Origin of the sequence: Nocardia sp. NPDC058705, from assembly GCF_042749305.1 — a bacterium.
Lineage (GTDB): Bacteria > Actinomycetota > Actinomycetes > Mycobacteriales > Mycobacteriaceae > Nocardia.
Window position 1 is genome coordinate 107,618 of sequence record NZ_JBHYRN010000022.1, and the last position, 19,411, is coordinate 127,028.

At 66.4% G+C, this 19,411-nt stretch carries 17 protein-coding genes; 4 read left to right on the top strand and 13 right to left on the bottom strand.

Translation table 11 applies throughout. The features are described 5' to 3' along the window. Positions 1 to 4: 4 nt before the first annotated feature. Complete coding sequence (locus tag ACFW6D_RS23355) at positions 5 to 1,510, bottom strand: diguanylate cyclase domain-containing protein (RefSeq protein WP_379331365.1); 1,506 nt, start codon at positions 1,508 to 1,510, stop codon at positions 5 to 7. Between the two features lie 294 nt (positions 1,511 to 1,804). On the opposite strand from ACFW6D_RS23355, the gene galK reads away from it, so the two are divergent. The 3 genes from galK to ACFW6D_RS23370 all read left to right on the top strand — a co-directional run bounded on the left by galK (position 1,805) and on the right by ACFW6D_RS23370 (position 5,019). Continuing rightward, complete coding sequence (gene galK / locus ACFW6D_RS23360; RefSeq protein ID WP_379331367.1) at positions 1,805 to 2,911, top strand: galactokinase; 1,107 nt, start codon at positions 1,805 to 1,807, stop codon at positions 2,909 to 2,911. A gap of 153 nt (positions 2,912 to 3,064) precedes the next feature. Next, positions 3,065 to 4,759 carry a sodium:solute symporter family protein gene (locus ACFW6D_RS23365; RefSeq protein WP_379331369.1) on the top strand — a complete coding sequence of 565 codons (1,695 nt, stop codon included), beginning with the start codon at positions 3,065 to 3,067 and terminating at the stop codon, positions 4,757 to 4,759. 11 nt (positions 4,760 to 4,770) lie between these two features. Then, entirely contained in the window at positions 4,771 to 5,019 is a 249-nt protein-coding gene (locus ACFW6D_RS23370; protein ID WP_379331371.1) for a hypothetical protein, read from the top strand. A 4-nt stretch (positions 5,020 to 5,023) separates the two neighbouring features. On the opposite strand, the gene ACFW6D_RS23375 is transcribed toward ACFW6D_RS23370, so the two are convergent. The 12 genes from ACFW6D_RS23375 to ACFW6D_RS23430 form a co-directional block, all read right to left on the bottom strand. Continuing rightward, on the bottom strand, positions 5,024 to 6,607 hold the full coding sequence (locus tag ACFW6D_RS23375; RefSeq protein WP_379331373.1) for an alkaline phosphatase D family protein: 1,584 nt from the start codon (positions 6,605 to 6,607) through the stop codon (positions 5,024 to 5,026). A 47-nt stretch (positions 6,608 to 6,654) separates the two neighbouring features. Further along, positions 6,655 to 6,987 carry a hypothetical protein gene (locus tag ACFW6D_RS23380; RefSeq protein WP_379331375.1) on the bottom strand — a complete coding sequence of 111 codons (333 nt, stop codon included), beginning with the start codon at positions 6,985 to 6,987 and terminating at the stop codon, positions 6,655 to 6,657. A 65-nt stretch (positions 6,988 to 7,052) separates the two neighbouring features. After that, positions 7,053 to 8,489: a PepSY-associated TM helix domain-containing protein gene (locus ACFW6D_RS23385; protein ID WP_379331377.1), complete on the bottom strand. Its 1,437-nt coding sequence runs from the start codon at positions 8,487 to 8,489 to the stop codon at positions 7,053 to 7,055. A gap of 423 nt (positions 8,490 to 8,912) precedes the next feature. Beyond that, positions 8,913 to 9,473: a hypothetical protein gene (locus tag ACFW6D_RS23390; protein WP_379331379.1), complete on the bottom strand. Its 561-nt coding sequence runs from the start codon at positions 9,471 to 9,473 to the stop codon at positions 8,913 to 8,915. Positions 9,474 to 9,528: 55 nt separating this feature from the next. Further along, on the bottom strand, positions 9,529 to 11,178 hold the full coding sequence (locus ACFW6D_RS23395; RefSeq protein WP_379331381.1) for an acyl-CoA synthetase: 1,650 nt from the start codon (positions 11,176 to 11,178) through the stop codon (positions 9,529 to 9,531). A 126-nt stretch (positions 11,179 to 11,304) separates the two neighbouring features. After that, positions 11,305 to 12,933: an acyl-CoA synthetase gene (locus ACFW6D_RS23400; RefSeq protein ID WP_379331383.1), complete on the bottom strand. Its 1,629-nt coding sequence runs from the start codon at positions 12,931 to 12,933 to the stop codon at positions 11,305 to 11,307. A gap of 136 nt (positions 12,934 to 13,069) precedes the next feature. Beyond that, on the bottom strand, positions 13,070 to 13,561 hold the full coding sequence (locus tag ACFW6D_RS23405) for an ArsR/SmtB family transcription factor (protein WP_379236825.1): 492 nt from the start codon (positions 13,559 to 13,561) through the stop codon (positions 13,070 to 13,072). A gap of 84 nt (positions 13,562 to 13,645) precedes the next feature. Then, the gene (sph, locus tag ACFW6D_RS23410) at positions 13,646 to 14,605 is read right to left on the bottom strand and encodes a sphingomyelin phosphodiesterase (protein WP_379331385.1); all 960 of its coding nucleotides are present in this window, start codon (positions 14,603 to 14,605) and stop codon (positions 13,646 to 13,648) included. Between the two features lie 172 nt (positions 14,606 to 14,777). Continuing rightward, the gene (locus ACFW6D_RS23415; RefSeq protein ID WP_379236821.1) at positions 14,778 to 15,410 is read right to left on the bottom strand and encodes a hypothetical protein; all 633 of its coding nucleotides are present in this window, start codon (positions 15,408 to 15,410) and stop codon (positions 14,778 to 14,780) included. Between the two features lie 176 nt (positions 15,411 to 15,586). Next, positions 15,587 to 15,964: a hypothetical protein gene (locus tag ACFW6D_RS23420; RefSeq protein ID WP_379331387.1), complete on the bottom strand. Its 378-nt coding sequence runs from the start codon at positions 15,962 to 15,964 to the stop codon at positions 15,587 to 15,589. Then, on the bottom strand, positions 15,961 to 16,263 hold the full coding sequence (locus ACFW6D_RS23425; protein WP_379236817.1) for a type II toxin-antitoxin system Phd/YefM family antitoxin: 303 nt from the start codon (positions 16,261 to 16,263) through the stop codon (positions 15,961 to 15,963). The genes ACFW6D_RS23420 and ACFW6D_RS23425 overlap by 4 nt, the downstream gene beginning before the upstream one ends. Positions 16,264 to 16,304: 41 nt before the next feature. Next, positions 16,305 to 17,288: a diiron oxygenase gene (locus tag ACFW6D_RS23430; protein WP_379331389.1), complete on the bottom strand. Its 984-nt coding sequence runs from the start codon at positions 17,286 to 17,288 to the stop codon at positions 16,305 to 16,307. A gap of 164 nt (positions 17,289 to 17,452) precedes the next feature. Here ACFW6D_RS23430 and ACFW6D_RS23435 point away from each other — a divergent pair, with 164 nt between their 5' ends. Continuing rightward, the gene (locus ACFW6D_RS23435) at positions 17,453 to 18,415 is read left to right on the top strand and encodes a DUF5996 family protein (protein ID WP_379331391.1); all 963 of its coding nucleotides are present in this window, start codon (positions 17,453 to 17,455) and stop codon (positions 18,413 to 18,415) included. Positions 18,416 to 19,411: the final 996 nt, after the last annotated feature.

The following is a 19,411-nucleotide window of genomic DNA, read 5'->3' on the forward strand; positions in this document are numbered from 1 at the left end:
ATCCCTACACGGCCGTGCTCGTCGGTTTGGTGGTTCGCAGATGGGACCGACGAGGGGTCGGTGTGCGCAGTTCGTCGTGGAAGCTCAGGCCCAGCCGGTATTCCTTGGCGTGGTACATGGCGGCGTCGGCGGTGCGGATGAGGTCGTAGATCGTCTTCTCGGTGGGGCGGGTGGTGACGCAGGCGACGCCGATGCTGGCGGTGATGGGGATTTCGCCGCAACTCAGTTCGAAGGGGCGAATGAAGGCGCCGAGGAGATGTTCGGCAAGGACGGCGGCTTCGGAGCGGGTGCGGGGCGCCAGGATCACGAATTCGTCGCCGCCGTAGCGGGCGGTGAGGTCGCCGACGCTGGTGATGCGGCGGATGCGGGAGGCGGCGTTGGCGATGAGTTCGTCGCCGACGGCGTGGCCGTAGCTGTCGTTGACCATTTTGAAGCCGTCGAGGTCGATGAACAGCAGGCACAACGGTTTTCCGGCCCATTGGTCGCGGTAGCGGTGAGGTGCGCGCAACAGGGCGGCGCGGTTGAACAGGCCGGTGAGCAGGTCGTGGTCGGCTTGATATTGCGCCCGGCGTTCGCTGCGCATACTGCGGCCGATGGCGCGTTCGCTGCGCACCAGCACACCCACCAGCAGCAGGGTGAGCAGCGAACAGATCACCACGCGATCGCCGACGCCGAGATCTGCGCCGACCACGCTGATCAGCGAGGCCGCCACCAGCGCCACCGCGATCATCCCGGCGCGTTGCCGCGATCGATGCGGGTGCACGTCCTCGGCGTCGCGTAGCGCGCCCATCGTCGGCTGCACCGCGGCCAGCCCGGCCAGCAGATACGCCCACTGCTGCGGTACCAGCGCGTACTCGGGATCGACCGCGATCGTGCCTGCGGCAGTGAGACTTTCGAGTACTCCGCCGACGAGCACGGCGATCAGCGCGGCCTGCAACAACCGCAGTGACGTCTCCGAGCGAACCACCGTCGCCAGTGAATGCGCGAGCACGGTGGCAAGCAGGGCGTGGATCACCGGATAGCTCGCGGCCAGCGCGGTGTCGACGAGTCCGTTGCTGTGGCGCAGGATCGGCGAGATCAGGAAGGTCCACGAGGCCAGCAGCGCGCTGAGTCCGATGAGCGCCGAATCCAGCCACAGGTCACGGGCATTGCGGAGTCTGCGCGGCTGCAACCAGCCCACGGCGGCCAGCCCCAGGCACAGCGATGCGGCCAGGGTGCACAGATCATCGACGGGGTGCCAGTCCGCGTGCAGCCCGAGCGCGCGTATGGCGGTTCCGGCGGCGAACAGCGGCACCGAGGCGGCCAGCAGGTACCAGGGCAGCCGGTGGGTGGGCCGATGGCGGTACATGCCGTACCCGATCATCGCCAGCGACCCCGCCACGATCACGATGAGCAGCAGAAACGGTAGTGCGCGCCCACCTGCCAACGGCGCGACCAGCACCGCCCCCGCAGCGCCGAGGAGCCCCACACACCATCGTCGGCTTCCGCTCAGTGTCTCGCTGATGGTCATCAGCCCCCCTCGATCTTGCTGCGCACGCGACGAGCGTCGATCGAATGGAAGGCCGGTGAATCACTCGAAGTATCGGCCGAGAGCACCGAGTGTTGTCGTTCGAGCACTATCCCCAGCCGGCAGGCGCCGACGCTCAAAACCTTTACAACTCAGTCGATCATGACACGTCCGCGGCCCCGCTGTCGATGTGTTGTGCGCATCGGGGGGATACCGATTCGGCACCCGGTGTCACACGCTTGCCCGCCGCGGTGTTCGGTGGTGGCATCGTCGCAGGGAGCGGAAGGGGAAGTACGCGTGCAGAAGTGGATCGCGCCGGGCCGGGTCAACATCATCGGCGAGCACACCGACTACAACGACGGCTTCGTGCTGCCCATCGCCCTGTCACTCGGTGTCGTGTGCGCGGCCGAACCACGCGATGACGGGCTGGTGCGGCTCACCTCGGCGCAACGGCCCGGTGACACCGTCGAAGTGCAGCTGAACGACCTTGTGGCACAGCGGAATCGGTTGCCCGGCTGGGCGCGCTATCCGCTCGGCGTCGTCGACGAGTTCGTTCGCGGTGGTCATCGCGTCCGCGGGGTCGACCTCGAACTCGACGGCGCGGTGCCGATCGGTGCGGGCCTGTCCTCGTCAGCGGCCCTGTGCTGCGCGGTGACGATCGCGCTGCGCGATCTGTTCGCTCCCGAACTCACCGATCGGCAGATGGTCGAGGTCGCCAGGGCGGCGGAGAACGGTTTCGCCGGTGTGCCGACCGGCCTGCTCGACCAGTCAGCCTCGATCCTGTGCGCCGCAGGTCATGCGCTATTTCTCGATGTCCGCGCGTTCGCAGCGGCGGAACTCGGTGCCACCGAACAGATTCCGTTCGACCTGGAGGCAGCGGGCTTGACGCTGCTCGTCGTCGACACCGGCCAACCGCACGACCTGTCCGACGGCGGCTACGCCGAACGTCGAGCCCAATGCGAAGCCGCCGCCGACGCACTGGACCTGCCCGCCCTGCGCGACGCAGGCGTCGAAGACCTTCCACACCTGCGGGATTCACTGCTGCGGCGTCGCGCCACCCACGTGGTCACCGAGAACGCGCGGGTCCTCGCAGTCGCCGACAAGCTGCGGACCAGCGCGGACCCACGCGAGATCGGCGAGCTGCTCACCGCTTCGCACCGATCCCTGCACGATGACTTCGAAGTCTCCGCGCCCACACTGGATCTCGCGGTCGAAGCCGCGCTTGACGCGGGCGCCCACGGCGCGCGCATGGTCGGCGGCGGTTTCGGCGGCAGCATCATCGCCCTGGTCGACCACGCCGACCGTGTCGCCGAAAACATCGTGAACCGGTTCGCCGCAACAGGTTTCGCTCCACCGCGCGTTTTCGCCGTCGAACCCGCCGCGGGTGCCCACAAACTGAATTGAACAGTTGTCTTTTTTGTTCAGCCCGATTTCGCTGTGACGCACGGCACAAACCCTCACAGTGGAGGCATCCGAAACAGTTCGACGGGCGACGCAGCCCGCGCCGTGTGAACGACGCTCGTGTGCCGCCCGGCTCCAGGCCAGGAGGAATACGCTGTGCTAGAGGCATCTTCGACACTGAGACTCGACGCCGCCCCCGTCGACTACGCGCTGGTCGCCCTGTATTTCGTCTTCGTCCTCGGCATCGGCCTGATCGCCAGGCGGCGGGTGTCGAACAGTGTCGACTTCTTCCTGTCCGGCCGCTCACTACCCGCCTGGGTGACGGGTCTGGCGTTCATCTCCGCCAATCTGGGCGCGGTGGAGATCATGGGTATGTCCGCCAACGGCGCCCAATACGGTTTCCCCACGTTCAACTACTTCTGGATCGGCGCGGTCCCGGCCATGCTGTTTCTCGGCGTGGTGATGATGCCGTTCTACTACGGCTCCAAGGTGCGTTCGGTGCCGGAATTCATGCGAAGGCGCTTCGGTACCGGCGCGCATCTGGTGAACGCGTTGAGCTTCGCGGTCGCGCAGGTGCTGATCGCGGGCGTGAACCTCTACCTGCTCGGCACCATCGTGAACGTGCTGCTCGGCTGGCCGCTGTGGATCTCGGTGGTCGCGGCGGCGGCGATCGTGCTGTCCTATGTCACCCTCGGCGGGCTGTCGGCCGCGATCTACAACGAGGTGCTGCAGTTCTTCGTGATCGTCGCCGCGCTGCTGCCGTTGACCCTGGTGGGTCTGCACCGCGTGGGCGGCTGGGATGGATTGCAGGCCAAGGTAACCGGCTCCCCGGGCGGCGCCGAACAGTTGCAGACCTGGCCGGGCAATGCGATGAGCGGGTTCACCGACAACTTCGCCTCGATCATGGGCATCGTGTTCGGTCTGGGTTTCGTGCTCTCCTTCGGCTATTGGACGACCAACTTCGTAGAAGTGCAGCGCGCGTTGGCAACTCACTCGATCTCGGCCGCACAGCGCACACCCATCATCGGCGCCTATCCGAAGATGTTCATTCCGCTGATCGTGGTGATTCCCGGCATGATCAGCGCGGTCCTGGTGCCGCAGATGATCGAGTACAAGCAGCAGGTCGCCGCGAATCCTGATTTCGAAGGCGATGTCACCTATAACCAAGCGCTGTTGTTCTTGATGAAAGAGGTTCTGCCCAACGGACTTCTCGGTGTCGGGCTCGCGGGTCTGCTCGCGGCGTTCATGGCGGGCATGGCGGCCAACGTCTCCGCGTTCAACACCGTGTTCAGCTTCGATCTGTGGCAGCAGTACGTCCGCAAGGATCGCCCCGACGGGTACTACCTGAAGGTCGGCAGGCTCGCCACGGTTGGCGCGACGGTGGCGGCGATCTTCACCGCGTTCATCGCGGGCGGTTTCAGCAACATGATGGACTACCTGCAGACCCTGTTCAGCTTCTTCAACGCGCCGCTGTTCGCGACCTTCATCCTCGGCATGCTGTGGAAGCGGATGACACCGACAGCGGGCTGGGTCGGCCTGGTCAGCGGCACCCTCGCCGCCGTGTTCGTATTCCTGCTCAACGAGACCGGGGTGACGAACCTGTCCGGGCAAGGCGCCAGCTTCGTCGCCGCGGGCGCGGCCTTCGTGGTCGATATCGCCGTCAGCGTCGCGGTGACCATGGTGACGCGGCCGAAACCGGCCGCCGAGCTCGTCGGCCTGGTGTATTCCGAGACGCCGAAGGCGATGCGCACCGACGCCGACGCCGCCTCGCTGCCCTGGTACCAGCGCCCCGTCCTGCTCGCCGGGATCGCGCTCGTGCTGGTGATCGCCCTCAACATCATCATCGGATAAGGAGTCCCGCAATGCTTTTCGACATCCGAACCATCATCGGTGCGCTGCTCGGCAGCTACGGCGTGATCCTGGTGATCACCTCGTTGCTGCAGGACAGTGCGACCCAAGACGTCAAAACCGGTGGCGTCGATGTGAATCTGTGGGCGGGCCTCGGCATGTTCGGGTTCGCGGTCGTGTTCATCGGCTGGGCGCTGCTGCGTCCCGTGCAGGTCCCCGAGACCACGACGATGACGATGGAGGAATTCACCCCGGATCCGTGACACCTCACACCAGCTCGGCGCCGGGGATCCCGTCCTGCACAACGTAACTCGCGCGTGTGCTGATCGGGGCCCCGGGGCTGCTGACGTAGGGGACCACGCGGAAGTCGTTGCGCCACTGTCGATGATCGAGGTCGACTCTTACGTAGCCGCGCTGCCGGTTGTGGAACTTGATGTCGGGGTTCGCGGCCAGCAGCGCGCGGCCGCCGTCGGACTGGTCGGCGCCGTCGCTGCCAGTACTGATCGATGTTCCGGTGAATTCGGTTGCCACCACAGGTGATTCGGGATCGGCGTAATCGCGTCGGAGGTCGGCCACGTAGTTCTCGTGGCGGTCGCCGGTGATCACCACCAGGTTGTCGACCTCGTAATCGGTCGCCGCGCCCAGCACAGTATTGCGGTCGGCGACATAGCCGTCCCAGGCGTCGGTGCCCAGCAGCAGGTCGGGGCCGGGGTCGTAGTCGGACTGAGCCATGGCGACCTGGTTGCCGAGTACCTGCCAGCGCGCGGTCGAGGTGGCGAAGCCGTCGACGAGCCAGTCGCGTTGGGCCGCACCGAGAATGGTGCGGTCGGTGGCGTAGCGGTCGGCACAGCCCAGCACCGCGGAGCCGTCGCCGCAAGCCTGGGCGGTGCGGTACTGGCGGGTATCGATCATGGTGAACTCGGCCAGATCGCCGAACCGGTAGCGGCGGTGCAGGTGCGCCGACGGGCCGACGGGGAGTCGGGCAAGGCGCATCGGCTGGTGTTCGTACATGGCCTGGAAGGCAGCGGCTTTGCGGCGACGATACAGCGGCGGCAGGCGATACACGTCGAGGCCGAGACCGGGACTCTCACCGGCCCAGTTGTTGTCGAGTTCGTGGTCGTCGAGGGTGACCAGCCACGGGAACGCGGCGTGCGCGGCCTGCAGCGGCGCTTCACCTTTGGCCTGGGCGTAGCGCAACCGGTAGCCGGTCAGATCCACGGCCTCGCCGTGCAGTTGCGGCGGCGGCTCGTCCGCACCACGGCGGGCCATCACCCACGAGGTTTCGTAGATGTAGTCGCCGAGGTGCACGACCAGGTCGAGGTCTTCGGCGCTGAGATGTTCATAGGCGGTGTAGTAGCCCGAACTCCACGATTGGCACGACGCGAAGGCGAACCGCAGCCGCTCGGTCGGGCTGTCGAGCGCGGGTGCGGTACGGGTGCGGCCCACCGGCGAGATCGCCGAGCCCGCCCGGAACCGGTAGTAGTACCAGCGGTCCGGTGCGAGCCCGGCGACCTCGGGATGCACACTGTGCCCGAATTCGCGGGTGGCCACCGCCGAGCCCCTGACCACGACTTTCGTGAAGCGTTCGTCCTCGGCGACCTCGTAGTCGACGGTCACCGGGGCGATCGTCATCCCGCCGTAGCCGTCGGGTGCGAGCGGATCGGGGGCCAGTCGCGTCCACAGCACCACCCCGTCCGGGGTCGGTTCGCCGGAGGCGACCCCGAGTGAGAACGGTTCGCCCAGCGTTCGCGGCGCGGGAAATCTCGCACTGCTCACCGCCGACACCCCGACCAGGGCGGCGATCGAACCTGTCACGCTGCCGCGCAGGAGTTTTCGACGAGACAGGGTCATCCTCGGATCCTTTCACCGCGGCGGCGAACCTGCCCACCGATGCGGTGTCAGAGGCGGAAGATCCGCGAACCCGAGGCCCAACCCGCGCTCGACCAGTTCGGTCCGAAGCACGACACCGTGCCAGCCTGGCCGACGGGCAGATCCTTGCGGATCGTGAACGGGCCTACGGCGAGGGGAGCGATGTTGTAGCCGAGGCAGTCGACCTCGAGCCGATAGGTCCCCTCGCCGCCGTAGCACCCACCGTTGAACGCCCACGGACCGTTCATCGAGCCCTGACAGCCGGCATCAGCGGCGGCTGTGCCCGCACTGATCCCGGTCAACGCGACCGCGACGATCGGGGCGGCCAGGGCCATCGCTACTGCGCGAGCTGAGGTTCTCATGGGGGAGCTCCGATCATCGAGTGGCATGGGTTACATGGGATGTTTCCTCGATAGTTAGCTTTGCGTTACACCTTGTCGGTCCGCGCGGCGAGTCCCAAGGCCACGTCGATGAGCAGGAACACGACCAGGCTCACCCCGATCAGCGGAACGAACCAGCCGATCGCGACCGCCGCGGCCACCATCGGCACGGTGATCCACAGCGAGGTGCGGCGCAGCACGCCACGGCGCGGCGGGACGGGCAGCGCCGACTTCCGTACCGGCCGACGCTGCCACCACATGCGGTAGCCGAGCACGATCACGGTGACCAGCCCGAGCATGATCGCGAGCAGCAGCAACTGGTTGATCAGGCCGAACAGCAGGCCCATATGAAAGGCGATGCCCCAGCTGGTGAGCTTGGCCATCAGCGGCCAGTCGGCGAACGCCAGTCGGTCGGTGACCGTGCCGGTCGCGCCGTCCACGGCCAGCGCATCGATGGTGAAGGTGCCGGGCAGGCGCAGTTCCTTGATCGCGAAGGCCTCGTCCGGTGTCGCCGGGACCGCGATCTCCGCGCCCTGGGTGATGCCGTTGGCGCGGGCCACCTCGTACACGCGATCGAGCTGCGCGATCCGGGCCGCCGGGTCGACGGGCGCGGGTGCGGTGTGGCCTGCGCTGTGATGATCGCTCGGGGCGGCAGCCTCACCTGACTTGGCGACGGTGACCGCGGGCGTGGTCCAGCTCAGTTCCTCGCGCAGCTTCGTGACGTTCTCGCCCGCATAGGTCGACCACGTCATGCCGGTGGCCGAGAGCAACAGCACCACGGGCAGAATCCAGACACCGATTGCCCCGTGCCAGTTCATCTTTCGACGCCGGGTCTGCGACAGATCCGGCTTGACCAACCACTGTGCGGACCGGCGGCTCTTCCGTTTACGCACCCGATGCACCCACAGCACCAGCCCGAACAGCGCGATCACCCACAACCACGACGCGGCCAGTTCGCTGTAGAGCCTGCCGGGCTCGCCCAGATGCAGGCTGCGATGCAACTCGCTGAGCCAGGTCCGCAGCGGTAACGCCCCACCACTGCCGTACACCACGGATTCGCCGACCGGCTGCGCGGTGTGCGGGTCGACGAACACCGACAGCCGCTCCGAATCGCCGAGGGTCGGATCGTTGAACAGCACGCGTGTGGTCTCGCCGTCGCTCGGTGCCGGGGCGACAGCGACGAGCGTCAGGTCAGGACGCGTGGCGACCGCCGCACCCACCTGGGCCGACAGGGCTTGCTCAGGTCCGGCGGTGTTGACCTGCAGCAGATCGCGCGAGACGAACCCTTCGATCGTCGGCGCGATCGCATACAGCGCGCCGGTGAGCGCGGCGATCAGGATGAACGGGGCAACGAAGATCCCCGCGTAGAAATGCAGGCGCATGGCCAGCGGATAGAGGTGGCGGCCCCGGCGCGAACGGGCGCCGGCGATCGGTGGTGCCGAGGGGGCGTTCGCCTCGACCGGACGAGTGTCCGTGATGCTCATAGCGATTCATTTCTCGAGTTCTGGAAACCCCAGTGCGCGACGGTGTCCGGCCGGACATCGGTGGCATACCGCGAGACCGCGTCGCTTCGGCCACAGATCGCGACGACACGACGACCGAGGCCCGTGATCGGTGTGCGGCGCGGGCTTTCGGCCACCCGAGCCGGGCAGCGAGATCGGCTGCGCGTCGACCGGCCGGGCACCGACCACCTGGACGAGCCAGGCATCGTGGCGGATCGGCTGTGCGTTGACCGCGACGCCTGGACGAGCCACGCGCGGTGGCCGATCGACTGTGCCTCGACGACTGCGCTCGTCTCATGGGGACATGGCAGCGATGTGTCAGCGCACCGAGCGGTCGGCTTCGAGCCGTGCGATATGCGAGAACAGCGCGGGACGACAGGTCCGTGCACTGGGGTGAGGGAGAGTTCAGAAACCGATCACGAGCGGGGGAGCGCGGGTGCGCAGCGATGGCGTGGCGAAGATTCGCAGGATGACGCGGTCGAGGTGGGCCAGGCGCAAGGGCGCCCGGTCGGGGATGCGGGGAGTGCGGTAGTGCAGCGGGAGGATGCGGGCCAGGACGGCGCTGCCGATCCGGTACGCGGCCTCGGCGCCGATGATGACGACGGCCGCGAGCAGCGCGGCGACGGTGTGGGCGGTGAGCATGCCGAGTCCGAGGGAGTCCTCAGTCGAGTGCGAGTGCCCGGACCAGCTCATCGTGGTGTGCCCGATCAGCTGACCACCCAGCAGCACCGCCGCCAACCCGACCGCACCCTGGCGCAGCGGACCGACCCCGGCGACGAGCGCGCCGACCACCGCCGAAGCCGCCGCGAGCAACACGATCGCCGTGCTCCCCGGCAGCGCCCCACCGGCCGCCAACCCGTGCGCGGCCAACGACAGCGCCCCTGACATCGAGCCCGCGCAGGCACCACGCAGCCGCGCGCCGACAGCACGCGACGGCGCGGACGCCTGCTCGAACCCGATGATCACGCGCTGATGATAGACGACCGGCGTCGCCCGCCCAGGTCAGACGGTCGAACCGAACTCAGTCCGACTCGACCGCCAGCTCGATCAGCGGCTTGCGCAGCAGCTTGCCCGTCGCGTTGCGTGGCAGTTCGTCGACGAAGATCACCTCGCGCGGCACCTTGTACCGGGCCAGGTTCTCGCGCACGTATTCCTTGATCTCCTTGGCGTCGCGCTTGGACTCCGGCCCCGGCACCACGATCGCGCGCAGCCGCTTGCCGTAGTCGTGGTCGTCGACCCCGACCACCGCGGCCTCGAACACGTCGGCGCGCCCGGCGATGAGGTTCTCCACCTCGAGGGGGAAGACGTTCTCGCCGCCGGAGACGATCATGTCGTCGTCGCGGCCGTCGATGAACAGCAGCCCGTCGGCATCGAAATGCCCGACGTCACCGCTCGACATCATCCCGTCGACCATCTCCTTGTTCCGACCGTCGGTGTACCCGGTGAACGCGAAACCGTTGTCCACGAAGATCGTTCCGGTGACGTTCGGCTTCGTGATCGGCTTGCGGTTCTCATCGAGCAACACGATCCGGATACCGACCGGCGCCTTGCCTGCGGTGGTCGGCGCCTTGCGCAGATCCGCGGGCGTGGCCACGGTCATCACCGCGCATTCGGTGGAGCCGTAGAGGTTGTAGAGCGAATCACCGAAGTAGTCGAGGGTGCGGGTCACCACGTCCGGCGGGATCGCCGAGCCCGCGGCGAAGACCACCTTCATCGTCGACGGGTCGTACTTCGCCAGGATCTGCTCGTCCAGATCCATGATGCGCTGCAACATCGTCGGCACCACGATCAGCGAATCCGCCTGGTACTTGGACACATTCGCCAGGGTCTGCTCCGGATCGAACTTGCGCTGCTGGAAGACCACCCGGTTGCCGAGGGCCAGGCCCAGGGTGAACTGCGACAGCCCGGTGCCGTGGAAGATCGGCGCCGCCATGATCATGGTGCCGTTGTTGGGCAGCGGCACCCGGTCCACGAACTGCGCGGAGACGAACGGGCTCACCTTGTCGCGCGGGGCGCCCTTGGGGGTGCCGGTGGTGCCGCTGGTCAGGATCACCATGCCGCCGGGCTTGCTCGGCGCGGTGAGCGGCGTGGTCGAACGATCCGCCGACAGCGATGCCACGGTCGGGATCGACGGGTCCACCCCGTGCGCCTCGTCGACCCAGGTGAGCACCCGCGGGATCTCGGCGGGGATGGCGCTCATCAGGTCCATGAACTCGCTGTCGTGCAGCACCGCCTTGACCTTCTCGCGGGCGGCCACATCGGCGAACTGCGGCTTGGCGAAGCCGGTGTTCATCAGCACCGCGCGCACGCCCAGCTTGCCCGCCGCGAGCAGGCTCAACACCATGCCGCGGTGGTCGCGGGCCAGCACGGCGATCACATCGCCCTCGGTGATCCCGCTGGCGCGCAGGCCGCGAGCGAACGCGCTGGACTGCGCGTCGAGTTCGCCGAAGGTGATCTCACCCAGCTCGTCGACGATCGCGCCCGCCTGCGGCCTGCTCTGCGCGGCGTGCATGACCACGCCGGCGAACGGGCCGAATTTCGTGACGTTGCGAACCGATCGGGCCGCGTGGTCGAGACGCAGCGGGTTGAACAGCTTGCGATCCACCATGACCTTGACGCTGAGCGCGAAGTCCCCGGCACGCCGGGCGGTGGTTCCAAGAGACAGAGACATCGAACAGCCTTCCGGCAGACCGAGCCCGCGCGACACCGCAGGCCGAACCGCGTCTTCGAGATCCAGTGCTGGAGCTCACACTAGCAAGCGATCCGCCCGCGTTGTCTACTCGGCGGTAAGTTCGAGTTATCCCTGTGAGACCTCATAGTCGATCAGGGTGCGGCGCACGATCTTGCCGGTGGCGTTGCGGGGCAGCTCGTCGAGGAAGATCACCTCGCGCGGCACCTTGAACCTGGCCAGATTCGCCTTGACGTGCGCCTGGAGTTCGGCGGCCTCGACCGTGTGGCCCTCTTCGAGAACAACGAAGGCGCGCAAGCGTTTTCCGAACTCCGCGTCGTCGACGCCGACGACCGCCACGTCGGAGATCTCGGGCCGCTCGACCAACAGATTCTCGACCTCCTGCGGGTAGACGTTCTCGCCGCCGGAGATGATCATGTCGTCGTCGCGGCCGTCGACCATGAGCAGGCCCGAGTCGGTGAAGTGGCCCATGTCCCCGCTGGACATGAATCCGTCGATGATCTGCTTGTGCCTGCCGTCGGTGTAGCCCTCGAACGGCGCGCCACTGCGCACGAAGATCCGGCCGCGGGCACCCGGCGTCGTCACCGGCTGGTCGTTCTCGTCGAAGAGACGGACCTCGCAGGTGATCGGCGAACGGCCTACTGTCCCAGGCGCTTCCGCCAGTTCGGCCGGGGTCGCGATGGTCGCGATGGCCACCTCGGTCGACCCGTACAGGTTGTAGAGCACCGGCCCGAACGCCTCGGTGGCGCGGATGCACAGCTCCGGCGTGAGCGCGGAACCGGCGAACAGGATCACCTTCAGCGAGGACAGGTCGTACTTCGCGCGGACCTCGGCGGGCAGGTCGGTCATCCGGTGCAGCATCGTCGGCACACAGACTAGCATCTCGACCTTGTGCTCGGCGATCGCGGCGAGGGTGGCCTCGGCGTCGAAACGACGGCGCATGACGATCTTGTTCGACAGGATCGAATTGACCAGCCAGGTGCCGACGCCGGTGCTGTGGAAGATCGGCGACACGATCATCGTCGTGCCCTGCTTGGGGAACGGGACGCGGTCGACGAACTGCGCGGTGGCCATCGGCGTGACCTTGGTGCGCGGGGCGCCCTTGGGCAGGCCGGTGGTGCCGCTGGTGAGGATGATGAAGCCGCCGGGCTTGCTCGGGGCGGGTAGGTCATCGGTGGTGTTGCTCGCGATGAGATCGTCGAAAGTCGTGGCGCCGGAGGGGAGTTCGACACCCTCGTCGACCCAGGTGAGGTAGCGCGGCAGGTCCGCGGGTAGTGCGTCGAGCAGGCCGAGGAACTCGCTGTCGTGCAGGACCGCGACCACCTTCTCGCGCTCGCACACCTCGGCGAACTGTGGTTTGGCGAAGCCGGTGTTCATCAGCGCGATCCGCGCGCCCAGCTTGCCCGCCGCGACCATCGACATGATCAGGCCGCGGTGGTCACGCGCGAGGACCGCGACCACCGTGCCCTCGCCGATGCCTGCCTCGCGCAGGCCGCGGGCGATGGCGGTGGACTGCTGGTCCAGTTCGCGGTAGGTCAGCTCGCCGCGCTCGTCGGCGAGCGCGACCTGATCGGGGAAGGCGCGGGCGGAGTGGCGCACCAGCGCAGCCTGCGGGCCGTAGACCCGGGACTCCTTGATCGTCTTCAGGGTCTCCAGGGGTGTCTTCGGGTTCGACACACCGCGCGCACGCAGCACGCCGATCGCTTTCACGCTTTCGAGCAGATGTGACACGTTCACTCGACTACCTCCACTGCATTGATCACTCGACGCTCACGGTAGCAGTCGATGTGCCCTGCATCACAGTAGTCTAGTCGGGCATTTGGGACACTTCCCGAGGATCGGCCCTGTAGCTAGCGACAATGCGCATTGCTTGTCAACGTTGGGCAGCGGCCAACACCGCGAGCAACGGCACGAGCCTGCCCTCGGGAACCTCGAAACGACCGAGGCCCGCGGTCTGCAACCAGCCCACCGCGGCCAGCTGGCGCAGATGCTGATAGATCTCGGGCGAGGTGCCCAATTCTTCGATGGCGGCGAGGTCAGCGGCGGTGCGGCGGCCGTAGACGATCTCCTGCAGCAGCCGTAGCCGCACCGGATCGGCAAGGGCGGCAAGGCAATTGGCTGCCTCGATGGTCCAGACATCGCCGACGATGTCATCGGTGGGGTACTGGGCCTGCCAATCGAACCGCTCACCGGTCGGCAGCTGCAGCGCCCCGGCCAGCAGCACGCCACCGGTGCGTTTGCCCGCGTCGGCGAATTCCTGCCGCAATCGCGCCACCGCCCACGGCAGCTGCGCGTCCTCGGGATGCGCGTGCTCCAAGGCGGCTACGCGCCGTTCCAATTCTTCGAGTCGGTCGACCAGATCCACGCCGTCAACCTACTGCTTCCGTCGACGATGTGGCGGCGCATGCCGTAGGTGAGTCGGGCGAACTCGCCTACGGCACTCCGCGGTTCAGCCCGCGTAACCGAAGACGGGGTAGTGGTCGCTGTAGTCGGTGTAGGTGTGGGTTTCGCCCCCGGCGGTGACGCTCCACGCGGGGCTCTTCACACGTCGGGTCTCGTTGACGAATCGGCTCGGTACGGCGTGGCCCGAGATCGGCAGCACGTAGTCGAGGTGCTCGGAGGCGTATTCAGGACCGTACTGATCCACGCAGACCGTGTTGTCGGCACAGTCCCAGGAGTACCGGTGGCCGGTGTGTGCCGGGGCGGCCGCGCGGAGTTCGGCGAGCATGGCCGGGTATTCGGCGCTCGACTCGATGACGTTCATATCGCCTGCCACGTACACCGGCTGATCGGCGGGGATCTTGCGGCCGTCGAGGAACTTGCGGATCTCCGCGCGCTGCTGGGCCCGCTTCTGGCCCGGCTGCCCGGAGCTACAGCCGTCGTCCTCGGACTGCATGTGGGTGCCGATCACGTGCACCGGACCGCCGGGCGCTGCCAGTTCCACGTAGACGAAGCCCTTGTTGGAGAACCAGTCGCCGCCGCACGCGTCGGCGTAGACGTACTGGATCTTGCGGCTGATCGGCCAGCGGCTGACAACGGCCACGCCACCGTCTTCGGGTGTCGTCGAGGAGTACGAACCCTGGGTGGCGTCCCAACCGCTGCGCGAGCGGCCGAGCACCGGGGTCTGGTGCGGGTAGGTCTGTCGTAGGTTGCCCAGCATCCGGTCGCCCGCCGAGTTGTGGAACAGCTCCTGCAGTACCACCACGTCCTGGTTGGCGAGGACGTTCTGGGCGGCGATCAAATCGGCTCGCTGTTCCTGTCCCCAGTTGGGGTAGAGGGCTCCGGCCAGCATGAACACGTTGTACGACGCGATCCGTGTGGGCACGGCTTGGGGTGCGGCCGAGGCGGGGGTGACGGGCAGGACCGCCGCCGCAATGCACAAGGCGGACAGGACTATTCGTTTGAACATGACCAATTTTGATCATGTGTCCAGTTCGATGGCGAGGGATGGACGAGAAGTTCATCGGGCCGCCCGCCTCTCGACGTCGGCTGGTCGTCCAGGTTACAGCGCGGGATAATTTGTAACGCGAACCGATTCGGCCGCGCGCAGCTGTGTGAGCTGTGCGCGGCCGAAGGCTGAACTACCTGGTGACAGCGCCGAACGACGGCTGCTGGATCGTGCCGAGCTTGTAGGCGAACCCGTCCGGGTGCGCGTCCGAAACCGGTACCGACCAGCGGTGCCACAGGGTGCCGTACACCGCGGCCACGATCAGGCCGCCGCCGGTGTTCACCGGTGCGGTGCGGATGGTGGTGTCGACCGGAACGTCCATGTGCTCGGTCAGCACGGCGGTCCCACTCTGGAACGTGTTCAGGTTCAGCCACATGACCTCGAGCTTGGCTCCGGTCTGGTTGGGCGAGATGGTGCCCGGCCCGCCGAAGAAGCCGAAGCGGAAACCGTCGATATCGAGAGCGATACCGGAGCCGTACACGCCCGGTCCGCCGCCGTTCTGGCCGATATCGGAGGTCGCCGGGATCTGGAACGGCTGCGCGGGCAGCGCGACGTCGACCGTGCCGTTGGCGGCGAGCTGGTCGAGGGCGGCGAGTGCGCCCGGGTTGTCCGCCACCGACGTCCGCAGCTGCGATACGGCCGAGGCCACATCGACAGTCTGTGGGGTCGGGTCCGCGACGGCGGGACCGGCGAAGGTGATGGCGACGGCAGCCGACGTGGCGGCTACCGCGGTGGTGATGCGACGCATGAAACTCAGATGATGCATAACCAGCTCTCCTAGAGTGTTCCTGGTAGCGCTTTCCCTGGTGATTCGTCCGCTCTGTGTGTCGGTCGGGGACCGTGGGGTGTTAGCCGCCGACTACTTGTGCACCGTACCCACCGCAGATGTGGCGATGATCACTACCCCTGGGAAAAGCCGTGTTCAGGACCTCGTGGGGTCGGTTACGGCATGTTCGCGATCTCCACCTTGTAGCCGCGATACAGCTCGGGCTTGGCGGTGAGTACCGGCATGTCGAGGTGCTGCGCGGTGAACACCACGGGCGCGATCAGCGGCCAGTCGAGATGATCGTCGACGATCGGCACGGTGGTGCCGATGCGGATCGCGGTGGGCGCGTCCATTTCGGCCCAGCGCACGGCCACGCGATTGTCGAGCAGACGCCCGAGTTCATCGATGTTGTCGACGGCGCGCATCGCGGCCATCAGACTCACGGTGGGCACCACCAGGATTCGGCGCTGCTGGGTGAACTGGCGCATGATCACCTGCCCGAACAGCGGCGAGGAGGCCAGCGAGGTGAGCGCGGTGTGATCGGCGACGCTCACTGGCGACTGTCCAGCGCGCCCATCAGCTTGCTCAGTTTGGCCTCGGCCTCGGCGATGTCTTCCGCGGAATGCTGGGTGATTCTGGCGTCGAGTTTGCCCAGGATCTGTTCGCGCAGATCATCATTGAAGTACGCGGGCGGTAATGCCGCGTGCCGCAACACCTCTGCTGGTACCACCGCGACCAATTCCTTCCCCTCCCGCGTCACGATCACCGGTCGTCCGCTCGCGGACACCCCGTCCAAAACACTACCCAGCTGGCCACGTAACTCGGTCAGCGGCACACTGTCGTAATCGGCCATACCCTACTGTACATCCCTGTGTACAGTAGGGAAACCCCTGATCAGGCGGCTTTGCGGGCAGGTTCGCTGCGGTAACGGGTGACCGGGCCATCAATGCCCAGCAAGCGCCACACCCGCTTGGCGACCGGGTTCATCAGGCCACTGTTGGTGGCCAGCGCGCGCACATCACCGAAGATGCTGCGCATCGAGGCCTGGGATTCGTTGTTACCCCAGTATGCGTCACGCATGACCTCGGCCGGAATGTCGAACTTCTCGACGAATTCCTTGGGTGGGGTCATGATCATGTCGAGCATGATGCGCATCGCGATCGGAAACAGTACCGACAGCGCGGATTTCGTGACGATGTTCATGCCGGGCACATTGCGGCGCAGATACTCGTGCGCGAACGAGATGTGCCGGGCCTCTTCGGCCACATGGATCTGCATCACCCGGTGCACCATCGGGTGCAGGTCGACGCCGCCACGCAGCAGCGACTTCTGCAGGTGATCGATCGGTTCCTCGCCGCCGAGAACCATCGTGAAGAACAGCTCGGGGAAGTACTTCACCGCAGGCCAGATGATCATCGTGAGCTTACGATCGATGGTGCCCATACCGACCACATCGCGATAGCCGATGCGGTTGATCATCTCCTGGAACATCATCGTGTGGTTGCACTCTTCGGCGGCCTCGTGCGTGATGTACCGGAATTCGGGGTCGCCGTCGGGAACCGAGATCAGGTATTGCATCAGCCCGCGGATCAGCAGCTGCTCGAAATCCAGGCCCACCTTGGCGATGCCCGCCTGACGCCACATGCCGATGGCGATCTGCTTCTCGATCGGCTGGGCCTTGTACCAGGGATGACGGCCCAGCGGGTCCTCGTCGGGCATGATCCAGCGCGGATCGTCGCTGTGCACGGCGAATTCCGGTGAATCCCAGTCGATGTCGACGTAGGGATCGAAGTGGCGGTTGACCGAGCCTTCGGACAGGCCGCGAAGGATCTCGTGGTACTCGGGATCGGTGGCGGTGTTCTTGACTGTCGACAGCATCAGCGATGTCTCCTTCGGTATGACGCAGGTCCTACGTTATATGAGACTCAGGGTCTCACACAACCCCTCCGGGGGTCGCATTCGTCCTTGCCGCGCGATCTACCAGCATCAACGTAGGATTGGACACCGCAGGACCCGCCGAACGGTTGACCAGGAGGAATCCGATGGTTCGTTCAACTCCCGCCAAGGCCGTCTGGCCGACACTGCGCGTCGATTCCTGGTCCGATACCCGCGACACCCTGCACATGTGGTCGCAGATCATCGGCAAGCTGAAACTGGCCGGGACACCGCTGGTCAACCACTGGTGGAATGTCACCTTCGCGGTCAGCGCCCGCGGGCTGGCGACCGGTGCGATCCCCGTCGACGGCCGCCTGCTCGACATCGAATTCGACTTCGTCGATCACGAGCTCGTCCTGCGCAGCAGCGACGGCCGCCACGCCACGATCGCCCTGCGCCCGCGCACCGTCGCCGACTTCTACGCCGAGCTCGGCCACGTGCTCGGCCGCCTCGACATCGTGGTCGACATCGAGGCCTCACCCAACGAGGTCGACCCGGCCATCCCCTTCGCCGAGGACACCACCCACCACTCCTACGACGCCGACGCGGTCCACCTCTTCTGGCAACAGCTCGTCCAGATCCAGCGAGTCTTCCAGCTCTGGCGCGCCGGTTTCGCCGGAAAATCCAGCCCCGTGCAATTCTTCTGGGGCTCCTTCGACCTGGCCTGCACCCGCTTCTCCGGCCGCCCCGCACCCCTGCACCCCGGCGGCGCCCCCAACTGCGCCGACTGGGTCATGGAAGAGGCCTACTCCCGCGAATGCGCCAGCGCCGGCTTCTGGCCCGGCGGCACCGAAGGCACCTTCTACGCCTACTCCTACCCCGCCCCCGACGGCTACTCCGCCCGCCCCGCGGGCCCCGACGGTGCCGAATGGGACTCCACCCTCGGCGAATTCGTCCTCCCCTACGAAGCGGTCCGCACATCCCCCGACCCCGACACCACCCTCCTCAACTTCCTCAACACCACCTACGCCTCCGCCGCCGACCTGGCCCACTGGGACCGCCCCCTCCTCGACATCAACCCCCACCGCCTGGCCCGCCAACTCCACACCGACGACACAACCGCCCTCTGACACCAACGAAAACCGGTGCGAGTCGGGATGACTCGCACCGGTTTTCGTCGAATATCAGCTCACTCGAGTTCGGAGCTGCTTCAATCGTCGATAGTTCCGCGAAGCCACGGCTCACCGACCGCGCCTCGTTCGGCTTGCTCCTGGTCACGGAGGTCAGTGATGACCTGAAGACTCGCATCACGCTGGAGCAAGTGGCCCATATGGACGACCTTCCAGTCCTCTGCATCTTGCCGGTGATCAGCACCCCCGCAAGCCATGATCAAGTCATCTTGGTCGCGGCACGCGTAGAGCACAGGCCGCTCCTCCGTGAAGACATGGATGCAGATGTAGCACTTCTCCTCGAGCACCCAGTCAGCTAACCATGAATTCATCGGTGGATCAGGGCCGACTTCGTCCGCTCTTTCCGGGGAACCGCCGCCATGGTTGTGCGCGAATGAGACGGCTTCCGGAAACAAGAAATCCGGTGCGAGTCAGGAATTCGACTCGCACCGGATTTCGTTGTCTACCAGGTCACTTGAGTTCGGAGCTGGTCTTGCCGAGGACGCGGCGAGCCACGATCAGCTGCTGGATCTGCTGGGTGCCTTCGAAGATGTCGAGGATCTTCCTGGCGGAAATCACCACGTCGGCATATCCAAGCTGAAACCGGCCATGACCTGCATCTTCTATCTCGACAGTTCTCGTTGGTTCCGACCATTTTCCAGCGTCGGACGGCCTGGAAACGGCCTGGGTGGAGAGCGCTGCCACCTCTTCTTCCCGAACGTTGCTCCGGTGTATTGGGTGGTCTCACCCGGTGCCGTTGAGCTGGCTGTCTGTGTCTTCCGGTGCGGCCCTGTTCCGGCCTGTACCGGGGCTCCCGCTGCCTTTCTGCTGCCTAGGTCAGGACGTCTGTCGCGCTTCCTCTGGATCGAATGCCCGGAGCCACTTGCCTTCCGGGTAGATCCCTATCACCTCGGAACTGGTCTTCATCACCAACAGATCGCCGCGAGGGGAAACGCC

Excerpts from the sequence above, each read along its gene's own strand:
- ACFW6D_RS23415 (WP_379236821.1), bottom strand. The coding sequence starts at position 15,410 with ATGCATCATCTGAGTTTCATGCGTCGCATCACCACCGCGGTAGCCGCC.
- ACFW6D_RS23430 (WP_379331389.1), bottom strand. The coding sequence starts at position 17,288 with ATGCTGTCGACAGTCAAGAACACCGCCACCGATCCCGAGTACCACGAG.
- ACFW6D_RS23425 (WP_379236817.1), bottom strand. The coding sequence starts at position 16,263 with ATGGCCGATTACGACAGTGTGCCGCTGACCGAGTTACGTGGCCAGCTG.
- ACFW6D_RS23370 (WP_379331371.1), top strand. The coding sequence starts at position 4,771 with ATGCTTTTCGACATCCGAACCATCATCGGTGCGCTGCTCGGCAGCTAC.
- ACFW6D_RS23380 (WP_379331375.1), bottom strand. The coding sequence starts at position 6,987 with ATGAGAACCTCAGCTCGCGCAGTAGCGATGGCCCTGGCCGCCCCGATC.
- ACFW6D_RS23435 (WP_379331391.1), top strand. The coding sequence starts at position 17,453 with ATGGTTCGTTCAACTCCCGCCAAGGCCGTCTGGCCGACACTGCGCGTC.
- ACFW6D_RS23375 (WP_379331373.1), bottom strand. The coding sequence starts at position 6,607 with ATGACCCTGTCTCGTCGAAAACTCCTGCGCGGCAGCGTGACAGGTTCG.
- ACFW6D_RS23395 (WP_379331381.1), bottom strand. The coding sequence starts at position 11,178 with ATGTCTCTGTCTCTTGGAACCACCGCCCGGCGTGCCGGGGACTTCGCG.
- ACFW6D_RS23385 (WP_379331377.1), bottom strand. The coding sequence starts at position 8,489 with ATGAGCATCACGGACACTCGTCCGGTCGAGGCGAACGCCCCCTCGGCA.
- sph (WP_379331385.1), bottom strand. The coding sequence starts at position 14,605 with ATGTTCAAACGAATAGTCCTGTCCGCCTTGTGCATTGCGGCGGCGGTC.
- ACFW6D_RS23355 (WP_379331365.1), bottom strand. The coding sequence starts at position 1,510 with ATGACCATCAGCGAGACACTGAGCGGAAGCCGACGATGGTGTGTGGGG.